An 18345-nucleotide genomic window follows, 5' to 3' on the forward strand; every position below is an offset into this window, starting at 1 on the left:
ACTTTCCCATTACTTGCTTTGATATGGTATGGGAAGGAGAAAAAAGCGGCCCATCCAAACGAAATTTTTTTCTATAAATCGATTATTTGATCGCTTATGAGATTTTTGTTCCAACGATTTCGATATATAGTAATATTTTCTTCCACTATTTTTATTGCGTTTCATACGACTTAATGTATTGACGTCAGTGAAAGTACTTTTATCCATCCAGTAGATATAAACGTAATTGAATACTTGACTTTCGTTTAGATAGCTTGTAATATACACCTTGGGCACCCTTTTAGAGGGTCAGAAGTTTACAGAAATCAACGCTCCCTATTCTTTAGAAGGATAGGGAGCCTTATTTATTTTCTTAGACTTTTCCTGCAGATAAAACAAGAAGGAGTTTTTGAACATATGACAAAATACATTTTTGTGACAGGCGGCGTGGTTTCATCGATTGGTAAAGGGATCGTAGCAGCATCTTTAGGCCGTTTGTTGAAAAATCGTGGATTGAAAGTAACGATCCAAAAATTTGATCCATACATCAACGTGGACCCCGGAACAATGAGTCCATACCAACACGGAGAAGTTTTCGTTACAGATGATGGAGCAGAAACGGATTTGGACTTAGGCCACTACGAACGTTTTATTGACATCAACTTGAACAAATACTCCAATGTGACGACAGGAAAAATTTATTCAGAAGTCTTACGTAAAGAACGTAAAGGGGAGTACTTAGGCGCAACTGTCCAAGTAATTCCGCATATTACGAATGAAATCAAAGAAAAAATCATGCGTGCAGCTAAAATGACTGACTCAGATATCATTATCACAGAGGTCGGCGGCACAGTTGGAGATATCGAATCACTGCCATTCTTAGAAGCGTTGCGTCAAATGAAAGCTGATGTTGGTTCTGACAACGTGATGTATATCCATACAACGTTGATTCCTTATCTAAAAGCGGCTGGTGAAATGAAAACTAAACCAACACAACATAGCGTGAAAGAGTTACGTGGATTAGGTATCCAACCAAATATCTTAGTCGTGCGCACAGAGCAACCTGTATCTCAAGATGTCAAAAATAAATTGGCACAATTTTGTGACGTTGAACCAGAAGCAGTGATCGAATCACCAGACGTAGATACACTATATTCAATCCCGTTATTATTGCAATCACAAGGAATGGATCGGATCGTTTGTGATCATTTGAAGCTTTCAACACCAGAAGCAGATATGACAGAATGGAAAGCATTAGAAAATCGTGTCTTGAACTTGAAGAAAAAAGTTCGTATTGCTTTAGTAGGGAAATATGTTGAATTACCTGATGCGTATATCTCAGTTGTGGAAGCATTGAAACATTCAGGCTTTGCATTTGATGCGGATATCGAATTGGATTGGGTCAAAGCACATGAATTGACGAGTGAAAATGTGGACGAACGATTGAAAGAGGCAGATGGGATCTTAGTACCAGGTGGTTTTGGTGATCGAGGAATCGAAGGAAAAATCGAAGCCATTCGTTATGCTCGTGAAAATGATGTCCCATTCTTAGGGATTTGTTTAGGGATGCAAATGGCTTGTGTTGAATTTGCACGGAATGTCGTAGGGTTAGAAGATGCTGCTTCAGCGGAAACAATCCCAGAAACAACAAACAACATCATCGACTTGATGGCAGATCAAGAGAACGTGGAAAATCTTGGTGGAACATTACGTTTAGGGCTTTACCCATGTAAAGTCAAAAAAGGCACGACTACTGCTACAGCTTATGATGGGGCAGAAGTTGTTCAAGAACGTCACCGTCATCGCTATGAATTCAACAACAAATACCGTCAACAATTTGAAGCGCATGGTTTAGTCTTTTCAGGTGTATCTCCAGACAATCGTTTAGTTGAGATTGTTGAGATTACCGAGAAGAAATTCTTTGTTGGATGTCAATTCCATCCAGAATTGATTTCACGTCCGAACCGTCCACAGAAATTGATCAAAGCATTTGTTGGTGCTTCGTTAACGGAACGCGAATCAAAATAAAAAATACTAGGAAATTGATCCGTCAAAATCAGCGGATGTCAAATTATTAGAATTGTTATTAATAAATATTTTAAATGTTTATAGAGAACCTTTTACCTAAGATATTTCGGTGGATTTTATTTATTTAATGAAAAAAGCGTCTTGAAAATTTTCATTTTTATTGATTTTAGTAGAAAACTAGTGAAATGTTTGGTAAAATAGGTTCGTTGGTTAAGGATCATCTTAACAAATTTAGTTTTCACAAAATTTAGGAGGAATTTATTATGCCAGTAGTATCAGGAGCTGAATTTTTACAAGCTGCTCGTAAAGGCGGTTATGCTGTCGGCGGGTTCAACACAAACAACTTAGAATGGACTCAAGCGATCTTAGAAGCAGCTGAAGCTAAAAAAGCACCAGTACTTATCCAAACTTCAATGGGTGCAGCTAAATACATGGGTGGTTACAAAGTATGTAAAGATATGATCACTAATTTAGTTGAATCAATGAACATCACTGTTCCAGTGGCAATCCATTTAGACCACGGTGACTACGATGCTGCATTAGAATGTATCGAAGTTGGCTATACTTCAGTTATGTTCGATGGTTCTCATTTACCATTCGAAGAAAACTTGAAATTAGCTAGAGACGTTGTTGAAAAAGCTCACGCTAAAGGAATCTCAGTTGAGTGTGAAGTTGGTTCAATTGGTGGAGAAGAAGATGGAATCATCGGATCAGGCGAATTAGCAGACATCGAAGAATGTAAACAAATGGTAGCAACAGGTATTGACTACTTAGCATGTGGTATTGGTAACATCCACGGTCAATATCCAGAAAACTGGAGCGGATTAGCATTTGATCACTTACAAGCAATTGCTGATGCTGTAGGTTCAGATGTACCTTTAGTATTACACGGCGGATCTGGTATTCCTCAAGATCAAATCGAAAAAGCTATCTCAATGGGTATTTCTAAAGTAAATGTGAACACTGAATTCCAATTATCATTTGCTGCAGCAACTCGTGAATATATCGAAGCTGGTAAAGACCGCGAAGGTAAAGGATTTGACCCTCGTAAATTATTAGCACCAGGTAAAGCAGCAATCGTTAAAGATGCTGAGTCTCATATCGACTGGTTCGGTTCTGCTAACAAAGCATAATCGATAAAAGTTAGATCGAACGAGATAACTGATAGAAGAGAACAATGTGCCAATCCGGCGATTGTTCTCTTTTTTTATTTAAATAAAAGGAACGATACTCGTTTCTTCGTTTCATCTATGATAAAATACAAGCATATGTATAAAATTTGAGGAATAAACAAGGTGGGGAACAAATGAAAAAAATAATCATTGAAGGAAATCGTCCATTGACTGGTGAAGTAACGATCAGTGGTGCTAAAAATAGTGCAGTTGCCTTGATACCAGCAGCGATTTTAGCAGATTCTCCTGTGATCTTGGAAGGTGTACCTGATATTCAAGATGTTCATTCATTGATAGAAATTTTAGAAATCATGGGCGCAACTGTCCGTTTTGAAAACAATGTATTAGAAATCGATCCACGTGGTGTCGTTTCAGTACCGATGCCAAGTGGGAAGATCAATAGCTTGCGTGCTTCTTACTATTTTATGGGCACCTTATTAGCTAAATTTGGCGAAGCAGTTGTTGGTCTACCAGGCGGCTGTTACCTTGGTCCGCGTCCAATCGACCTTCATATCAAAGGATTTGAAGCGCTAGGAGCAAAGGTCACAAATGAACATGGTGCGATGTACCTACGAACAGAAAACAAAACGCTGAATGGAAATCGTGTGTTTATGGATGTGATTTCTGTTGGTGCAACAATCAATATCATGTTAGCAGCAGTGAAAGCAAAAGGACAGACGACGATCGAAAATGCGGCGCGTGAACCTGAAATCATTGATGTTGCGACATTATTGAACAATATGGGTGCCAAGATCCGTGGGGCAGGTACTGATGTTATCCGTATTGAAGGAGTAGAAGCACTTCATGGCTGCCGTCATTTCATGATTCCTGATCGTATCGAAGCAGGGACTTATTTAGCTGTAGCTGCTGCCGCAGGAAATGGCGTAAAAATCAAGAATGTGATCTATGAGCATCTTGAAAGTTTTATTGCTAAACTTCAAGAAATCGGTGTGAGCATGAAAATCAGTGAAGACGAGATCGAAGTCTATCCTTCAAAGAATTTAAAAGCCGCGAATGTGATGACTTATCCGTATCCAGGTTTTGCCACAGACTTACAACAACCGTTGACACCGTTATTATTGATGACTACAGGAACAGCTGAGATCGTGGACACGATCTATTCGAAGCGAGTAAATCATGTTCCTGAATTAGCACGAATGGGTGCTGATATTTCGGTAGAAGGGAATATGATCATCCTGAATGGTCCGAATAAACTCCATGGTGCTGAAGTTGTTGCTTCAGATCTACGCGCAGGGGCTTGTTTAGTGATTGCAGGATTAATGGCAGAAGGCACGACCACGATTTATAATGTCGAATATATATTGCGTGGCTATGATCATATCATCGAGAAATTAACAGCAATCGGAGCAGGTATCAAAATGGTGGAGGAAGTGGAAGCCGAATGAGCGATTATTTGACAATGGCCGAACTGGAAAACAAAACACTAAAAGATGTTTACAGTTATGCAAAAGAATTTAAGATTCCTTATTACAGTAAGATGAACAAAAAGGAATTATCCCTAGCTGTTATTCGAGCTCAAGCTGAAAAACAAGGCTTTTACTATATGGAGGGGATTTTAGATATCGTTGGACAAGACGGCTATGGTTTTTTGCGTCCGATCAACTATGGTCCAAGTGTCGAAGATATTTATATCTCTGCCTCCCAAATTCGTCGCTTCAGTTTAAGAAACGGTGACAAAGTAGCTGGTAAAGCAAGACCGCCTAAAGAATCAGAACGTTATTACGGATTGATGCACGTTGAAAGTGTCAATGGGAGAGATCCGGAAGATGCGAAAGAGCGCCCGCATTTCCCAGCATTGACGCCACTCTATCCGGAGAAGCAACTTCGTTTAGAAACGACACCTCAACAAATCGCAACACGTATGATCGATATTTTCGCGCCGATTGGCTTTGGCCAACGTGGTTTGATCGTTGCACCGCCAAAAGCAGGAAAAACATCCATCTTAAAAGAAATCGCTAATGGGATCACTGAAAATCATCCAGAAGTGGAGTTGATCGTTCTATTGATCGACGAAAGACCTGAAGAAGTAACCGATCTTGAACGTAGTGTCAAAGGCGATGTGGTTTCTTCCACATTTGATCTGCAACCACAAAACCACACGCGGGTTTCTGAATTGGTTTTAGAGCGTGCTATGCGTTTAGTTGAAGATAAACGGGATGTCGTCATCTTGATGGACAGTATCACTCGCTTAGCTCGTGCTTATAATCTAGTGGTACCACCAAGTGGTCGTACATTGAGCGGAGGGATCGATCCTGCTGCATTGTACAAACCGAAAAAATTCTTTGGCGCTGCCAGAAATATTGAAGAAGGCGGTAGCTTAACGATTTTGGCTACGGCATTAGTTGATACAGGGAGTCGGATGGATGATGTCATCTACGAAGAATTCAAAGGAACGGGGAACTTAGAATTACAACTATCTCGTGAACTATCAGAGCGACGTATTTTCCCTGCCATCGACATCAAAAAATCAGGTACTCGTAAAGAAGAGTTATTGATGGATAGTGATCAGCTCGAAGAAATCTGGAAACTCCGTAAGCATATGATTGGCGACTCATTAGAATATACGGAACAATTGATTCGTTTCTTGCGAAAAACTAAAAATAACCAACAATTTTTTAAAGATTTCCAAGATGTTTCTTTTGGCAAAAAAAATCCCACAAGAAATTTAAAAAGATAATTGCAAGCTTATAGGAAACATGGTAAGATGTAAATGTTGTAAATCGACAAATCAACTCTGGTTCAGCAAATGAAGCAGGGCAAAGGAGCGAATAGCATGAAAGAAAATATCCATCCAGATTACCATCCAGTCGTATTTTTGGATTCTACAACTGGTTTCAAATTCTTGTCAGGTTCAACAAAAACTTCACAAGAAACAGTTGAATGGGAAGACGGTAATACATACCCAGTCATCCGTGTCGAAGTAACTTCTGACTCACATCCATTCTACACTGGACGTCAAAAATTCACACAAGCAGACGGACGTGTGGACCGTTTCAACAAAAAATACGGTCTCAAAGACGAAAACGCTGCGGAATAATCAAACCATTGAGCAATCAAAGGTGTACAGACTACACACTATGTGTAGTCTGTTTTTTTGTCTAAAGGATTACACTGGGAAACTTTGACCTATTGTTAATTATGAACGCTTCCTGTAAGATTTTATTTGAAATAATTGTTTGCACCGAATGTTAAAAATGGTAGGAAAAACAATGACGAAAAAACATCCAAAGAATATTTAAAAAGAAATACTGTATGAGTTCTAAAGCAAGATCCTGCGCTTTATCAAATCATCCTGACAGTGTCTAAAATACCTATATCAGAACTTGTATGTGGGTGCGGGATGTATTGTGCAATCCGTTTGAAATCGGCTGTATGATCAAGCAGTGTCTGGGTATTGAAATAATAAGTTACAATAAGTCAGTTATACTAGAATGAAAAAACAGTAATGAAAAACAGCACCTACTTCTTTCTTTAAGGTAAGTAGGTGCTGTTTTTATGAAATAAAAGAAGTAGACTCAAACTTACTTTAAGTATCTCTCAAATTAGTTAGATAGTGGTGTCTCTCTTGGTGTTTCAGTTTCTAAAGCCTGTTCTTTTGCTAATTCATTTTTATCATAAATCTTAACAAATGGATAGTACATGAAAACGGAAAGAATGATCAATAAAATGTTCAATACAGCTGCACGCCAGTCACCACCTGTAGCTAAGTAAGCGCCAATAGGACCAGGGAGTGTCCATGGTGCGGTGATGGTAACCGCACTGACTAAGCCTAGTTTAGTCGCAAACCAAGTGATGGTTGCGCAAACCATTGGAACAAAGATAAACGGAATGATCAGTGTTGGATTCAATACGATCGGTACGCCAAAGATAACTGGCTCGTTGATATTGAAAATAGAAGGAGTAATGATTGCCTTACCTAATTTTGAAGCATATTTTGATTTGGCTGTGAAGGCAAGCAGAATGGCTAAACCGATCGTACAACCTGCGCCACCAATCCAAACAAACCACTGATAAAAAGGTTCAGCTGCAATACTGGGTAAAGCCTGACCAGCTGCTGCTGCAGTTGTATTGGATTCTAAGATCTGCAACCATAAGGGGCGGGCAAGTGAACCAATGATGGATACGCCATGGATACCGAATGCCCAGAAAAAAGTGATTAGAAAAATCAGCAACAATACACTCGGCAACGTATCGGTTGCGCTGATCAAAGGGCTGACAATTTTTGAAACGGCAGTGTGCCAATCAAAGCCGATGTAATAGCTGATCGATGCCATGACTAAAATCACGATCAAGGTTGGAGTTAACGCTTCGAAAGAACGAGCAACCGCAGGAGGTACTTGCTCAGGCATTGTGATTTTAAATTTCGATTTATCCGTCAAACGATACACTTCGACTGCAAGAATTGAAGTAATGATTCCGACAAACATCCCACCACCGCCAAGATTGGCCATAGGCAAAACAAAACCAGAAGTGCCAGCAGCTTCCGCAGCCTCAAGGGGAATATTGACAGGGATAAAGGTCAATAAAAAAGCAATCGTAGCGAGTAAACCACCAGAAACAACATCTAGTTTATAGGTTTTGGCTAAACTGGCACCGATGCCAAATGTCGCATATAGAGACATGATATACATAGTCATGCGATAGGGTAATAAAATAGTTGCTGCATTTTCGGACAAGAACTGATAGATCCCCCAACTGGGTGGTAAGGGAGGAAACGCAATGATCAAGAAAAACGAACCGACGATAATTAGTGGCAATGTAGCGATGATCCCATCACGAATGGCACGTAAATGTCTTTGGTTGGCAATTGTAGCCATTGGACCTGCTAAATAACGCTCAATGATTTCTGTAAACTTTGTTAACATTTTGACACTCCTTTTTATCGATAGAATTTAGAAGATGATGCCTTGATACAACCATAAATAAGCGACAAACATGAGACAGACTGTAGCAATAAGAAATGTTCGGATATATCCTTTAGTAAAACCTGTATTAGTTGAAATAAAATAATGATTGCCAGTGATGACAGCAGCTACAGAGGGAGGAAGAAAGAGAAAGACCCCTAGTCGAACTTCCCAGTGTAACAAATAGAATAAATAGGGAATGAAGATACCACTTACGATACAAGCAAGAAGCAAGTAACAAGCCGATTTCAACCCAAAATGAATGATTGATGGAACTGTTTCTTTATTATTCATGGTGAGACCTCCTGATGCTTTTTGAAACGCTTTCATAAATCAAGTATACATTTATGAAATTAAAAATCAATATATTTATCTATATTAAGTAATTTTATTTCTATACCTATTAAGTATGGATACGTGTGTAAGTATTTGATGAAAGAATCAAAAAACATGGATCAGATAAAGGGATTCCCTCATAGTCTGATCCATGTTTTGGTTTGTGTTCTGTTTTCGTTTAATTAAAAACTTCGGCCACCGCCGCCAAAGGTACCGCCACCACTCGAATGAGTCGTGCTGCCGCCACCACCGCTTCCTGGTGGTGGCGCTTTAGGGATATGACGAGTCGTGACAAAGGAGTTTGTTAAACGATCTGTTTTGTTCGTCAATTTGATACTTGCCTTTTCACGAAATGGGTATTTGTATGTCCCAGATTTCAATTGGTATCGTGAGGCGGTGATCATATAAAAAGCGATGCTTAAGATAGCTGCCAAAGCGACCGCAATCACTATTTCGACGGTAGTCAAAACTTTATACCGAGTGATTTTACCTGTGGCTTCATCTATACGATAATGACCGCCAGGCACTCCTTCATCTACATAAGTAGAAGCTTTGGTCAAATAGGCTTGGGCTGCTGCATAATAGTTTGCATTCGTCATCTGATCATAGACATCATCTAAAATCGAATCGATCCGGCGATCCGTCAAATAGTCGATCATATTTCCAGAAGTAGAGATATAAATTTCTCGTTGGCCCATATCTAATAGTAAAACAGAGCCATTTTGATCGTTTCCGATTGCGTTTCTCAAATAGTTATCAGCAAAGTCTCTAGGCTCTTCAGAGTTAGACTCAGTAGTCACGATAAAAACTTGCCCTTTGATCTTTTCGTTGATTTCTTGTGCCTGTTGGTTCAATGTTACGATTTGGTCGCTTGTAAATAGACCCGCTTCATCATTGACCGTTGGGGTAGCAGCATCTACGAACGGTGCCCAAAGTAAACTAACAGCGAATAAAAAGAAAAGATACAGGTTATGTTTCTGCTTGGTCATATCAAGTACCCTCCAATCATAAAGAGGATGGCTAAAACGGCGAATATGCTAAAAGAGGTCAAAGCTAGTTTTTTATGGCTGATTGGTAACACACCGCTGACCTTACCCGTTTGTCCATTCATAGCATAGTAGTAGACTTTTTTATTGGAGTCATTACTACGGTAAGTTACAAGCCAAACAGGCAATAAGACATATTCATTTTTTTGACCGGTGATTTCAGTAGAAGTTCGTACCCCGGTTAAAGTAGTGTAGCCATTTGCAGTGTCACGCAACAATTTTTCCGAATAGTCACGTAGCTCATTTTGGATATCTGCTTTGAGCGCTTGGTACTCAATATCACGTTTTTCTGCTTGGAATCCAGCAAGATATTGACTTTTGAATCCGATAGCTTTAGCTAAAGGAAATGGCTGGACAGCTTCTACCATCTTTTGTTGGGTGTTTTTTGACAAGGCATTTTTAACTAATTCTTTAAATGAAAGTTTCCCTTCCCGCTGTACAGCATATTGTTTTGTTTCGGTATATTCGATATCGCCGACTCGCCAGATTCTGATAACTGTTCCATTGGCTTGCAAGGAACCGTCCAGTTCGGCATCGGTCGCCCAATAAGGAAAATAAACGCCAGTTAATTTGTCGATTTGCTCCTGATTGAAAAATGCTTTTGGTACAAACCATTTTTTCTTCGTCCATGCGAGAAACTGTTTAATTGCTTCTTCTTTTTCTACAGCAAAAGGCAGGACTTTATTTGGTAAGAAGTCACCACTTAGTCGTCCGGATAGCACGACTGGATTATGACAGTAGTAACAATAGGTAGCAGCTGTAGTGGCTTCTGTGACGATTTCTGCACCGCAGTTTGGACATAAAAATAATTCGATGTTGCTTTGTTCGGCGGTAGACGTCTGTTCAGCTGTTGCCTCTGTGTCAGTCATTCCACCAGCATCAGCAAATGCTTGACGTTCTGTTTCATCCATTTGTTCGAGCTGTTCTTCTGCTGTAAAGGTGAAATCATCCGTTGCAACTGGTTGATCTTGAGTCCCATTGATGTCGCGGGCCGCTTTTTGTTCCTCTTCATATTGACTGACTTCTGCTTCTGTATAAACATTTAGGCAATAGTCACAATGAAATTTTTGATCTTTTGGATCGAAGGTCAATGGTCCGCCACAATTGGGGCATTTATGTGTTAAAGCATCCATTCAGGCACCCCTTTCAACTAGTCGAGTGGGATACCTTTGAATGGTTTTCCACAATTTGGACAAAATTTAGGAATTCCATTTGAAAGATCCACTACTTCATGACATTCGCTACATTTCATTTCAAGCTTTGGTTGGCTATTCGCCACTGGTTTTGCAGCACCACAGTTTGAACAGAATTTCCCGGTGTTTTCGGTACCACAGACAGGACAAGTCCATGTATCGTTAGTACCTTGAGCTGTTTGTTGATTTTGTTTTTCTTGTTGTTGCTTGATTTGTTCTTGATTATTTTGTGAGGACTGAGCTAAGTAGGAGCCATTGGCATTCATTCCCATTCCCATGCCCATAAAGCCAGTCATCGCACCGGCATCATTTTTACCTGCAGCTTCCATCCCACGAGCAATCGAACCTTGCACATAGCCCTCACGGACACTAGGATCACCTAACATGGCACCTTCATTACGCATGTTGATGAGTTTGACCGAATCATCTGTGTAAGAGATGCTAGCAACTGCGACAGAAACAATCTCCATCCCACGAAGCTCGCGCCAGGAATCGTCTAACGCTGTGCCCATATATTTGCTTAGTTCTAAACTTTTTGATGGGACATAGGAAATGCGTTGCCCATCAGCGGACATTTGGTTGATCGCTGATTGAAGAGCAGTCAAGAATTCTGCTAAATATTGTTCATTGATATCTGCAATTTCAACATGCGTCTTATTTTTAGGAATTGCATTTGTATAGAATAAGATTGGATCAGTGATGTGGATAGAGTACGTTCCATGCGCACGTAAGAATAATTCTGCATTATAGAAATTATCAAAGTAATTTAATGGCGCGCTTGTGCCAAATTTGATTCCTTTGATCTCTTGTAGATTGATATAGAATACTTGTTGTTTTTGTGGGGTTACGCCACCAAATTTAAAGCGGTCAAAGGTTTCAGCGATTGCACCTTTCAATGAACCATTGAACATGGAAGGGGCGGCATCGTTTTTGATCGTATAATAGCCTTCTTCCGCTGTGTAATCGATGATTTTTCCACCATCTACCAAAAGCATCATCATGTTCGGATAGACATGAACGACTGTGCCATCTGTCAATACATCTTCTGTACCTTTTCGATTGGATCCTCGTTTATCGTCTTTACGCACCTTGACACCTTTTGTCATGACTGTGGTGTCGCTCATATTGTCTGGTTCAATGATTTCGATCCATTGATCTGCTAATCCGCCGCCGATCATGCTAGTTGCTGCTTTAATAAGTCCCATAAAAATTCCTCCCTGTGAGCAAGTATTTTTTTCCTACGTATATGTTTGTATTATACCATAGGAGACTGAAAATGCTCTCAGTCGAAAGATGTAGAATACCAGAGCAACTATTTTCCACGTTCAGCCATACGTTTTAGAACTGAACTTTTTTAGAATCTGGATAAATACTGTTCAAGGCGCAACTCTTTGAACACAGCTAAAAAAAAATCAACTATGAAATAGCTATTTTGGATGTTTCTGTCTAATCGTCTAGAGTTAATGGCTTCTTTCACAACTTAGATAAACGATGTTCGAAATTGGTATTTAGCCGAAACATCCCAAAATATGAGCAGCTTTTTTGAATGGTAAGGCTTATTTCTGAGTATTGTTCACTTCTGTTATAACCGAATAAAGTATAGTAGTTTTTTTTTGCTAAATCACGTATAATAAAAGTTAGTGAATTTTTCAAAAGAAGGGGGATCCTTATGGCATATCAAGCACTTTATCGTGTGTGGCGTTCACAGAGATTTGAGGATATCGTTGGACAAAAAGCTGTGACACAAACATTAAAAAATGCGATTGTTTCCCATAAAACCTCACATGCCTATTTGTTTACAGGACCAAGGGGGACAGGGAAAACAAGTGCGGCAAAAATATTTGCCAAGGCGATCAATTGCCCAAACAGCAAAGATGGTGAACCTTGTAATCATTGTGAGATGTGTCAGTCGATTACGACTGGGACACAAGAAGATGTCATTGAAATCGATGCGGCAAGTAACAATGGTGTTGAGGAGATCCGTTTTATCAGAGATCGAGCAAATTATGCACCAACAAAAGCCGCTTACAAAATTTATATCATTGATGAAGTCCACATGCTTTCGACTGGAGCGTTCAACGCTTTACTGAAAACACTGGAAGAACCAAAAGAAAGTGTTATTTTTATTTTAGCAACCACTGAACCGCACAAAATCCCTGCAACGATCATCTCGCGAACACAACGTTTTGATTTCAAACGGATCAATGCAGCAGATATTACCGAACATTTAGAATATATCTTGGATCAAACAGAGATTGCTTACGAAGCGCCTGCGTTGACTGTCATCGCACGAGCAGCAGAAGGTGGGATGCGGGATGCGTTAAGTATTCTTGACCAAGCGATTTCTTTCAGTGATGGTACGATCACGTTGGATGATGCAATGCAAGTCACGGGGAGTTTGACGAATGAGATGATGGATGCTTATCTATCCGCTTGTTTTAGCAAAGAGATCCCACAAGCCTTACAAGAATTGAATCAAATTTTAGCGGCAGGAAAAGAATCACGGCGCTTTTTAGAAGATCTGTTGTCTTATTGCCGTGATCTATTGATGTTTCAGCAAGCACCAAATCTATTACAGGAAACCTCACATGTCAAAACAGAAACATTCACGACATTGGCGAAAGAAATCCCGGCACAACGCTTGTTTCAAATGATCCAAATTTTGAGCGATACACAAAATGAAGTGCGTTTTACAAATAATGCGACCATTTATTTAGAGGTTGCGACAGTGAAACTAGCTCAATCTTCAGCAAATGAAAGTCAGCAAGGGCCTAGTGAGATCGATCAGCAACAAGTAAGACAGTTGCAACAAGAGATCCAAGAGCTGAAAAAGGAAATCAAAGAAATCAAAAATGGCACGGTGAAAGTCATTGCGAATCAGCAAACGACGCAATCACCTGTTCAGAAAAAACAGCCAAGTACATACCGTATTCCCACGGAACGGGTGTATAATGTACTAAAAGAGGCGACAAGGAAACACTTGAATGAAGTAAAAGAAGTCTGGGATGATCTTTTGATGAGTTTGTCAGTGACCCAGCGAGCGATGCTCAAAGCAAGTGAACCAGTTGCGGCAGGACCTAAGGGACTAGTGATTGCTTTTGATTATGAAATCGTCTGTCAGCGCGCAGCTAATGACGAAGAGCTTCAATTAGCGATCCACAACCAACTTAGCCGCATGATCAAAGATTATACGCCAGAGCCTGTCTATATCACACGGGAAAGTTGGCCCGGTCTAAGGAAAAATTATCTCGTCCAAGCAAAGGATGGAGAAGCCGAAGAATCGTTTGCGTCTGATAATGAATCAGACGAGATTGAATTGCTTCCTCAAGAACAAACAAACCAAAAAAATGTAGTGACGAAAGCTGAAGAACTTTTCGGTTCAGCAGTCACAGTCATCGATGATTAGAAAAGGAGAGCGATACTAATGATGCGCGGAATGGGAAATATGCAAGGGATGATGAAACAAGTCCAAAAAATGCAAAAAGAAATGGGCGAAGCCCAAGAAAAACTAAATGAAACAGAATTTACTGGTAGTTCTACGAATGATCTAGTCAAAGTCGTCTTTACTGGCAATCGTCGAATGAAAGATATCCAGATCAATGATGAAGTAGTTGATCCAGAAGATACCGAAATGCTACAAGATTTGATCGTGATGGCTGTCAATGACGTATTAGAAAAAATCGATAAAGAATCCGAAAAAACAATGGGAAAATACACTAAGGGCTTACCCTTTTAAATTTTCCTGAAGGGGAAATGAACATGCAATATCCAGAACCAATTGCCAAACTGATCGACAGTTATATGAGACTTCCAGGTATTGGTCAAAAAACAGCGACAAGGCTGGCTTTTTATACGATCGATATGAAGGATGAAGTGGTCAATGAATTTGCCAAAGCTTTATTGAGCGTCAAACGCGATCTACATTTTTGTAGTATTTGCGGAAATATCACAGAAGAAGATCCTTGTGAGATTTGTAAAGATCCCTCGAGAGATCGTGGCATCATTTTAGTTGTTGAAGAACCAAAAGATGTCATGGCGATGGAGAAGATGCGTGAGTATCGTGGCTTGTACCATGTGCTACATGGTGTATTGTCACCAATGGAAGGTACGGGTCCAGAAGATATCAATATCCCTCCTCTCTTACAACGTTTACATGATGCAGAGGTCCAAGAAGTGATCATCGCAACAAATGCGACCACTGAAGGAGAAGCAACAGCAATCTACCTTTCACGATTGATCAAGCCTGCTGGTATCAAAGTCACTCGGTTAGCTCATGGCTTATCTGTGGGTTCCGATATCGAATATGCAGACGAAGTGACTTTAATGAAAGCGGTCGAAGGCAGACGTGAACTATGATTTTTTGCTACGAGTCAAATCGCGGTAGTTTGATCAACAAAGATTTTCAGATACAATAGAAAAGCAAGAGAAGAGATGGAGGAACAAGTGTGAACGGCTTATTTATTACGATCGAGGGACCTGATGGTGCAGGTAAAACGAGTATCATCAAAGAACTATATCCTCTTTTACAACAAGTAGCAAAAACAGAGATTATTCAAACTCGGGAACCAGGTGGGATACCAATTGCTGAACAGATTCGTGCAGTGATTCTTGATCCCCAAAATGATCGCATGGACGAGCGAACAGAAAGTTTATTATACGCAGCTGCTCGAAGACAACACTTAGTCGAAAAAGTTTTACCTGCACTTTCGAGTGGGAAAATCGTTTTGTGTGATCGTTTTGTCGATAGTTCGTTGGCCTATCAAGGTGCAGGTCGTCGGATCGGCGTAAACGAGATTGCTAAACTGAATGAATTTGCTACAGAAGGAACGACTCCTGATTTTACTCTTTATCTTGATGTGGATTCTGACACAGGATTACGTCGAATCGCTAAAAATCGCCAGAATCAAATCGATCGCTTAGATTCAGAAGGATTAGAGTTCCACCAGCGTGTCCGTCATGCCTATTTGAAATTGGTAGAGGAGCATCCAGACCGCATCCATAAGATCGATGCAAGAAATAGTTTTGAAGAAGTGTTACAATTGAGTTACCACGCAATTATCAACCAATTTCCACAATATTTTGAAAGTCAGGAAGGTGAACGTAAATGAAAATCATTTTAGCAATCATTCAAGATAAAGATAGCAACCGTTTGTCCAATGAATTGATCGATGCAAACATTCGTGCTACTAAATTATCTTCTACTGGTGGTTTCCTTAAAGCGGGAAACAGCACATTTATCGTTGGTATTGAGGACGATCGTGTCGAAGAAGCATTAGAGATCATCAAAAAAACATGTGAGTCAAGAAAACAATTTGTTTCTACTCCAGTAACTTTAGATATTTCAATGGACGGTGGCGTTCCTTATCCTGTAGAAGTAGAAGTGGGCGGAGCAACAGTCTTTGTCTTGCCAGTTGAAGGATTCCACCATTTCTAGGAGGAACTATGGCTCAAGAAAACATACTTGCGCAAATGCAACCTCTCGTGTATCAACAACTTCAACGAAGTTTTGAGCATGGGCGTCTCGCTCATGCTTATCTTTTTGAAGGTGAAAAAGGTACAGGAAAGCATGAGGTAGGCATTTGGTTAGCACAACATTTATATTGTACGAATATGAACAACCAACAACCTTGTGGCAGATGCAATAATTGTCAACGGATCCAGAATCAAGAACATCCAGATGTACTCGTTCTTGCACCCGATGGTCAGTCGATCAAGGTCGATCAGATCCGGCGCTTACAAACAGAGTTTAGTCGTAGCGGATATGAATCAAGGAAAAAAGTATTCTTGATACAGGAAGCAGAAAAAATGAATGCGAGTGCGGCCAATAGTTTATTAAAATTTTTAGAAGAACCACCCGGGGATTTTCTAGCGATTTTAGAAACGGAAGCCATTGGTCGAATCTTACCTACGATCCAATCTCGTTGTCAAACCTTGCATTTTCAAGAATTGTCAAAGGATTCATTGATCCAAAAATTACAAGATCAGCAAATTTCTACGGAAAAAGCAAAACTTTTGTCATTCTTGACAAACAGTTTAGGAAAAGCAGTTGAAATCTCAGAAGATGAATGGTTTAATGAGGCTAAGAACTTGATTTATCAATGGTTTGTCTACTTGGATAAAAGAGATACACAAGCCTTTATCTATGTACAAAAACGATTGATGAAAGTATTTAAAGAAAAAAATCAACAATTTACTGGTTTTTCAATTTTAATGTATTATTATCAGGAAGCTCAAAAACAGGCGATAACATCTGGGGAGTATGGTAAAGTCAAACGGCTGAATCAAACGATTGAACGTATTTTGTTAGCAGAACAAAAACTGCGTAGCAATGTGAGTTTTCAAGCCGTCGCTGAGCAATTTGTATTACAAACGATTTTTTGATTTGTCAATTTATATTTTGCGTAATCAAGGAGGCCACAAATGGTAGAAGTAGTAGGTGTCCGTTATAGAGATGCTGGTCATGTCTATTATTTTACACCCGGAGATTCAGAATATGCATACAATGATAAAGTGTTAGTCGAGTCTCAGCAAACTTTACATATCGCAACGGTTGCTATTCCCAAAAGAGATATTGATCTGGAAGATTTACCTGAAACCATCAATCCTATTTTGCATAAAGCAACAACTGCTGAGCTTAAAAAAAGCAACAAAAATGAAGAAGATGCAAAAAAAGCTTTTTTGATTGCGAAAGAAAAAATTAGAGAGAGAAAACTAGAAATGAAGATCGTCCAAGTTGAATATACTTTTGATCGAAGCAAATTGACTTTTTATTTTGCGGCAGATGGACGTATTGATTTTCGTGAATTAGTGAAAGATTTGGCTGCCGTTTTTCGTACAAGGATCGAATTGAAACAAATCGGTGTTCGGGATGAGGCGAAGATGATCGGAAGTATCGGACCTTGTGGGCGACCACTCTGCTGTTCTTCTTTCTTAGGAGATTTTGTCCCTGTTTCAATCAAAATGGCAAAAGAACAAGAATTATCACTGAACCCAACTAAAATTTCTGGCTTGTGTGGTCGCTTGATGTGCTGTCTACAGTATGAAAGTGAAGCATATGAAGCCGCAAAAAAAGAACTCCCTGACTTTGGGAAAACACTTGAAACTCCTGATGGTAAAGGGAAAGTCGTAGGATTGAACCTGCTTAGTCGCTTAGTTAGTGTGCGACTGAACGGACGGGAAAATCCTGTTGAATATGAATGGGATGAACTAAAAAATTTCATCCAAGTAGGTGAGATGAATGGATAAGAGATCATTATATGATGGGTTGAACCAATTGGAGTCAGAGTTACGAAATACATTGACTGAATTAGTAGAGATGAAACATGCACTGCATGAGATCGTTGAGAAAAATACCACCTTAGAGATGGAAAATCAACGATTACGTGAACATCTTCGTGAATTGAACCAAGTGGCGCAAGCTCCAGCTGAAAATGCCAAGCAAGAACTATCGAAATCCCGAATGAATCTAGAAAAGATTTATGAAGAAGGATTCCATGTTTGCTATGATTTGTATGGTTCAAGACGTGAAAATGATGAACCTTGTGCGTTCTGTTTAGAAGTGATCTATCGAGAAAGTGGTCGCTAAATCAAAGGATCTAGTGGCTTCTATCACGGTCAACGAATACCGCAAAGCACTCTTGTTTTGCGGTATTCGTCGTTGAACTAC

Annotated in this window: 18 protein-coding genes; 13 read left to right on the plus strand and 5 right to left on the minus strand. The window is 39.7% G+C overall.

Translation table 11 applies throughout. The features are described from left to right. Positions 1–396 precede the first annotated feature (396 nt). The 5 genes from CYK55_RS03825 to CYK55_RS03845 all read left to right on the plus strand — a co-directional run bounded on the left by CYK55_RS03825 (position 397) and on the right by CYK55_RS03845 (position 6237). The gene (locus tag CYK55_RS03825) at positions 397–2007 is read left to right on the plus strand and encodes a CTP synthase (RefSeq protein ID WP_034689095.1); all 1611 of its coding nucleotides are present in this window, start codon (positions 397–399) and stop codon (positions 2005–2007) included. Positions 2008–2270: 263 nt separating this feature from the next. Further along, the gene (locus tag CYK55_RS03830) at positions 2271–3140 is read left to right on the plus strand and encodes a class II fructose-bisphosphate aldolase (RefSeq protein WP_034689093.1); all 870 of its coding nucleotides are present in this window, start codon (positions 2271–2273) and stop codon (positions 3138–3140) included. A 173-nt stretch (positions 3141–3313) separates the two neighbouring features. Next, entirely contained in the window at positions 3314–4585 is a 1272-nt protein-coding gene (locus CYK55_RS03835; protein ID WP_034689092.1) for a UDP-N-acetylglucosamine 1-carboxyvinyltransferase, read from the plus strand. Continuing rightward, a complete protein-coding gene (gene rho / locus CYK55_RS03840) occupies positions 4582–5877 on the plus strand; it encodes a transcription termination factor Rho (RefSeq protein ID WP_034689091.1) in 1296 nt (431 codons plus the stop codon). Before CYK55_RS03835 ends, rho begins: the two co-directional genes overlap by 4 nt. 96 nt (positions 5878–5973) lie before the next feature. Then, a complete protein-coding gene (locus tag CYK55_RS03845; RefSeq protein ID WP_010736059.1) occupies positions 5974–6237 on the plus strand; it encodes a type B 50S ribosomal protein L31 in 264 nt (87 codons plus the stop codon). 505 nt (positions 6238–6742) lie between these two features. On the opposite strand, the gene CYK55_RS03850 is transcribed toward CYK55_RS03845, so the two are convergent. The 5 genes from CYK55_RS03850 to CYK55_RS03870 form a co-directional block, all read right to left on the minus strand. After that, a complete protein-coding gene (locus tag CYK55_RS03850) occupies positions 6743–8065 on the minus strand; it encodes a PTS sugar transporter subunit IIC (RefSeq protein WP_126133971.1) in 1323 nt (440 codons plus the stop codon). 27 nt (positions 8066–8092) lie between these two features. After that, positions 8093–8398: a hypothetical protein gene (locus tag CYK55_RS03855; RefSeq protein ID WP_034689086.1), complete on the minus strand. Its 306-nt coding sequence runs from the start codon at positions 8396–8398 to the stop codon at positions 8093–8095. A 224-nt stretch (positions 8399–8622) separates the two neighbouring features. Continuing rightward, positions 8623–9429, minus strand: a complete 807-nt coding sequence (locus tag CYK55_RS03860; protein ID WP_034689085.1) for a TPM domain-containing protein — start codon at positions 9427–9429, stop codon at positions 8623–8625. Beyond that, on the minus strand, positions 9426–10619 hold the full coding sequence (locus tag CYK55_RS03865; RefSeq protein WP_034689083.1) for an ATP-binding protein: 1194 nt from the start codon (positions 10617–10619) through the stop codon (positions 9426–9428). The genes CYK55_RS03860 and CYK55_RS03865 overlap by 4 nt, the downstream gene beginning before the upstream one ends. A gap of 17 nt (positions 10620–10636) precedes the next feature. Continuing rightward, positions 10637–11884: an SPFH domain-containing protein gene (locus tag CYK55_RS03870; RefSeq protein ID WP_034689082.1), complete on the minus strand. Its 1248-nt coding sequence runs from the start codon at positions 11882–11884 to the stop codon at positions 10637–10639. A gap of 464 nt (positions 11885–12348) precedes the next feature. On the opposite strand from CYK55_RS03870, the gene dnaX reads away from it, so the two are divergent. The 8 genes from dnaX (at position 12349) to CYK55_RS03910 (ending at position 18264) form a co-directional block, all read left to right on the plus strand. After that, positions 12349–14085, plus strand: coding sequence for a DNA polymerase III subunit gamma/tau (gene dnaX, locus CYK55_RS03875; RefSeq protein ID WP_126133972.1), 1737 nt, complete (start codon positions 12349–12351; stop codon positions 14083–14085). 18 nt (positions 14086–14103) lie between these two features. Further along, complete coding sequence (locus CYK55_RS03880; protein ID WP_034689080.1) at positions 14104–14415, plus strand: YbaB/EbfC family nucleoid-associated protein; 312 nt, start codon at positions 14104–14106, stop codon at positions 14413–14415. A 23-nt stretch (positions 14416–14438) separates the two neighbouring features. Continuing rightward, the gene (recR, locus tag CYK55_RS03885; RefSeq protein WP_019722633.1) at positions 14439–15035 is read left to right on the plus strand and encodes a recombination mediator RecR; all 597 of its coding nucleotides are present in this window, start codon (positions 14439–14441) and stop codon (positions 15033–15035) included. A gap of 89 nt (positions 15036–15124) precedes the next feature. Then, the gene (gene tmk / locus CYK55_RS03890; RefSeq protein ID WP_034689079.1) at positions 15125–15787 is read left to right on the plus strand and encodes a dTMP kinase; all 663 of its coding nucleotides are present in this window, start codon (positions 15125–15127) and stop codon (positions 15785–15787) included. Further along, entirely contained in the window at positions 15784–16113 is a 330-nt protein-coding gene (locus tag CYK55_RS03895) for a cyclic-di-AMP receptor (RefSeq protein WP_010736048.1), read from the plus strand. The genes tmk and CYK55_RS03895 overlap by 4 nt, the downstream gene beginning before the upstream one ends. A gap of 8 nt (positions 16114–16121) precedes the next feature. Continuing rightward, the gene (holB, locus tag CYK55_RS03900; protein ID WP_034689078.1) at positions 16122–17060 is read left to right on the plus strand and encodes a DNA polymerase III subunit delta'; all 939 of its coding nucleotides are present in this window, start codon (positions 16122–16124) and stop codon (positions 17058–17060) included. A 39-nt stretch (positions 17061–17099) separates the two neighbouring features. Further along, positions 17100–17924: a PSP1 domain-containing protein gene (locus tag CYK55_RS03905; protein WP_034689076.1), complete on the plus strand. Its 825-nt coding sequence runs from the start codon at positions 17100–17102 to the stop codon at positions 17922–17924. After that, positions 17917–18264, plus strand: a complete 348-nt coding sequence (locus tag CYK55_RS03910) for a DNA replication initiation control protein YabA (protein ID WP_010736045.1) — start codon at positions 17917–17919, stop codon at positions 18262–18264. The genes CYK55_RS03905 and CYK55_RS03910 overlap by 8 nt, the downstream gene beginning before the upstream one ends. Positions 18265–18345 lie beyond the last annotated feature (81 nt).

The organism is Enterococcus mundtii (assembly GCF_003957375.1).
Taxonomy (GTDB): domain Bacteria; phylum Bacillota; class Bacilli; order Lactobacillales; family Enterococcaceae; genus Enterococcus_B; species Enterococcus_B spodopteracolus.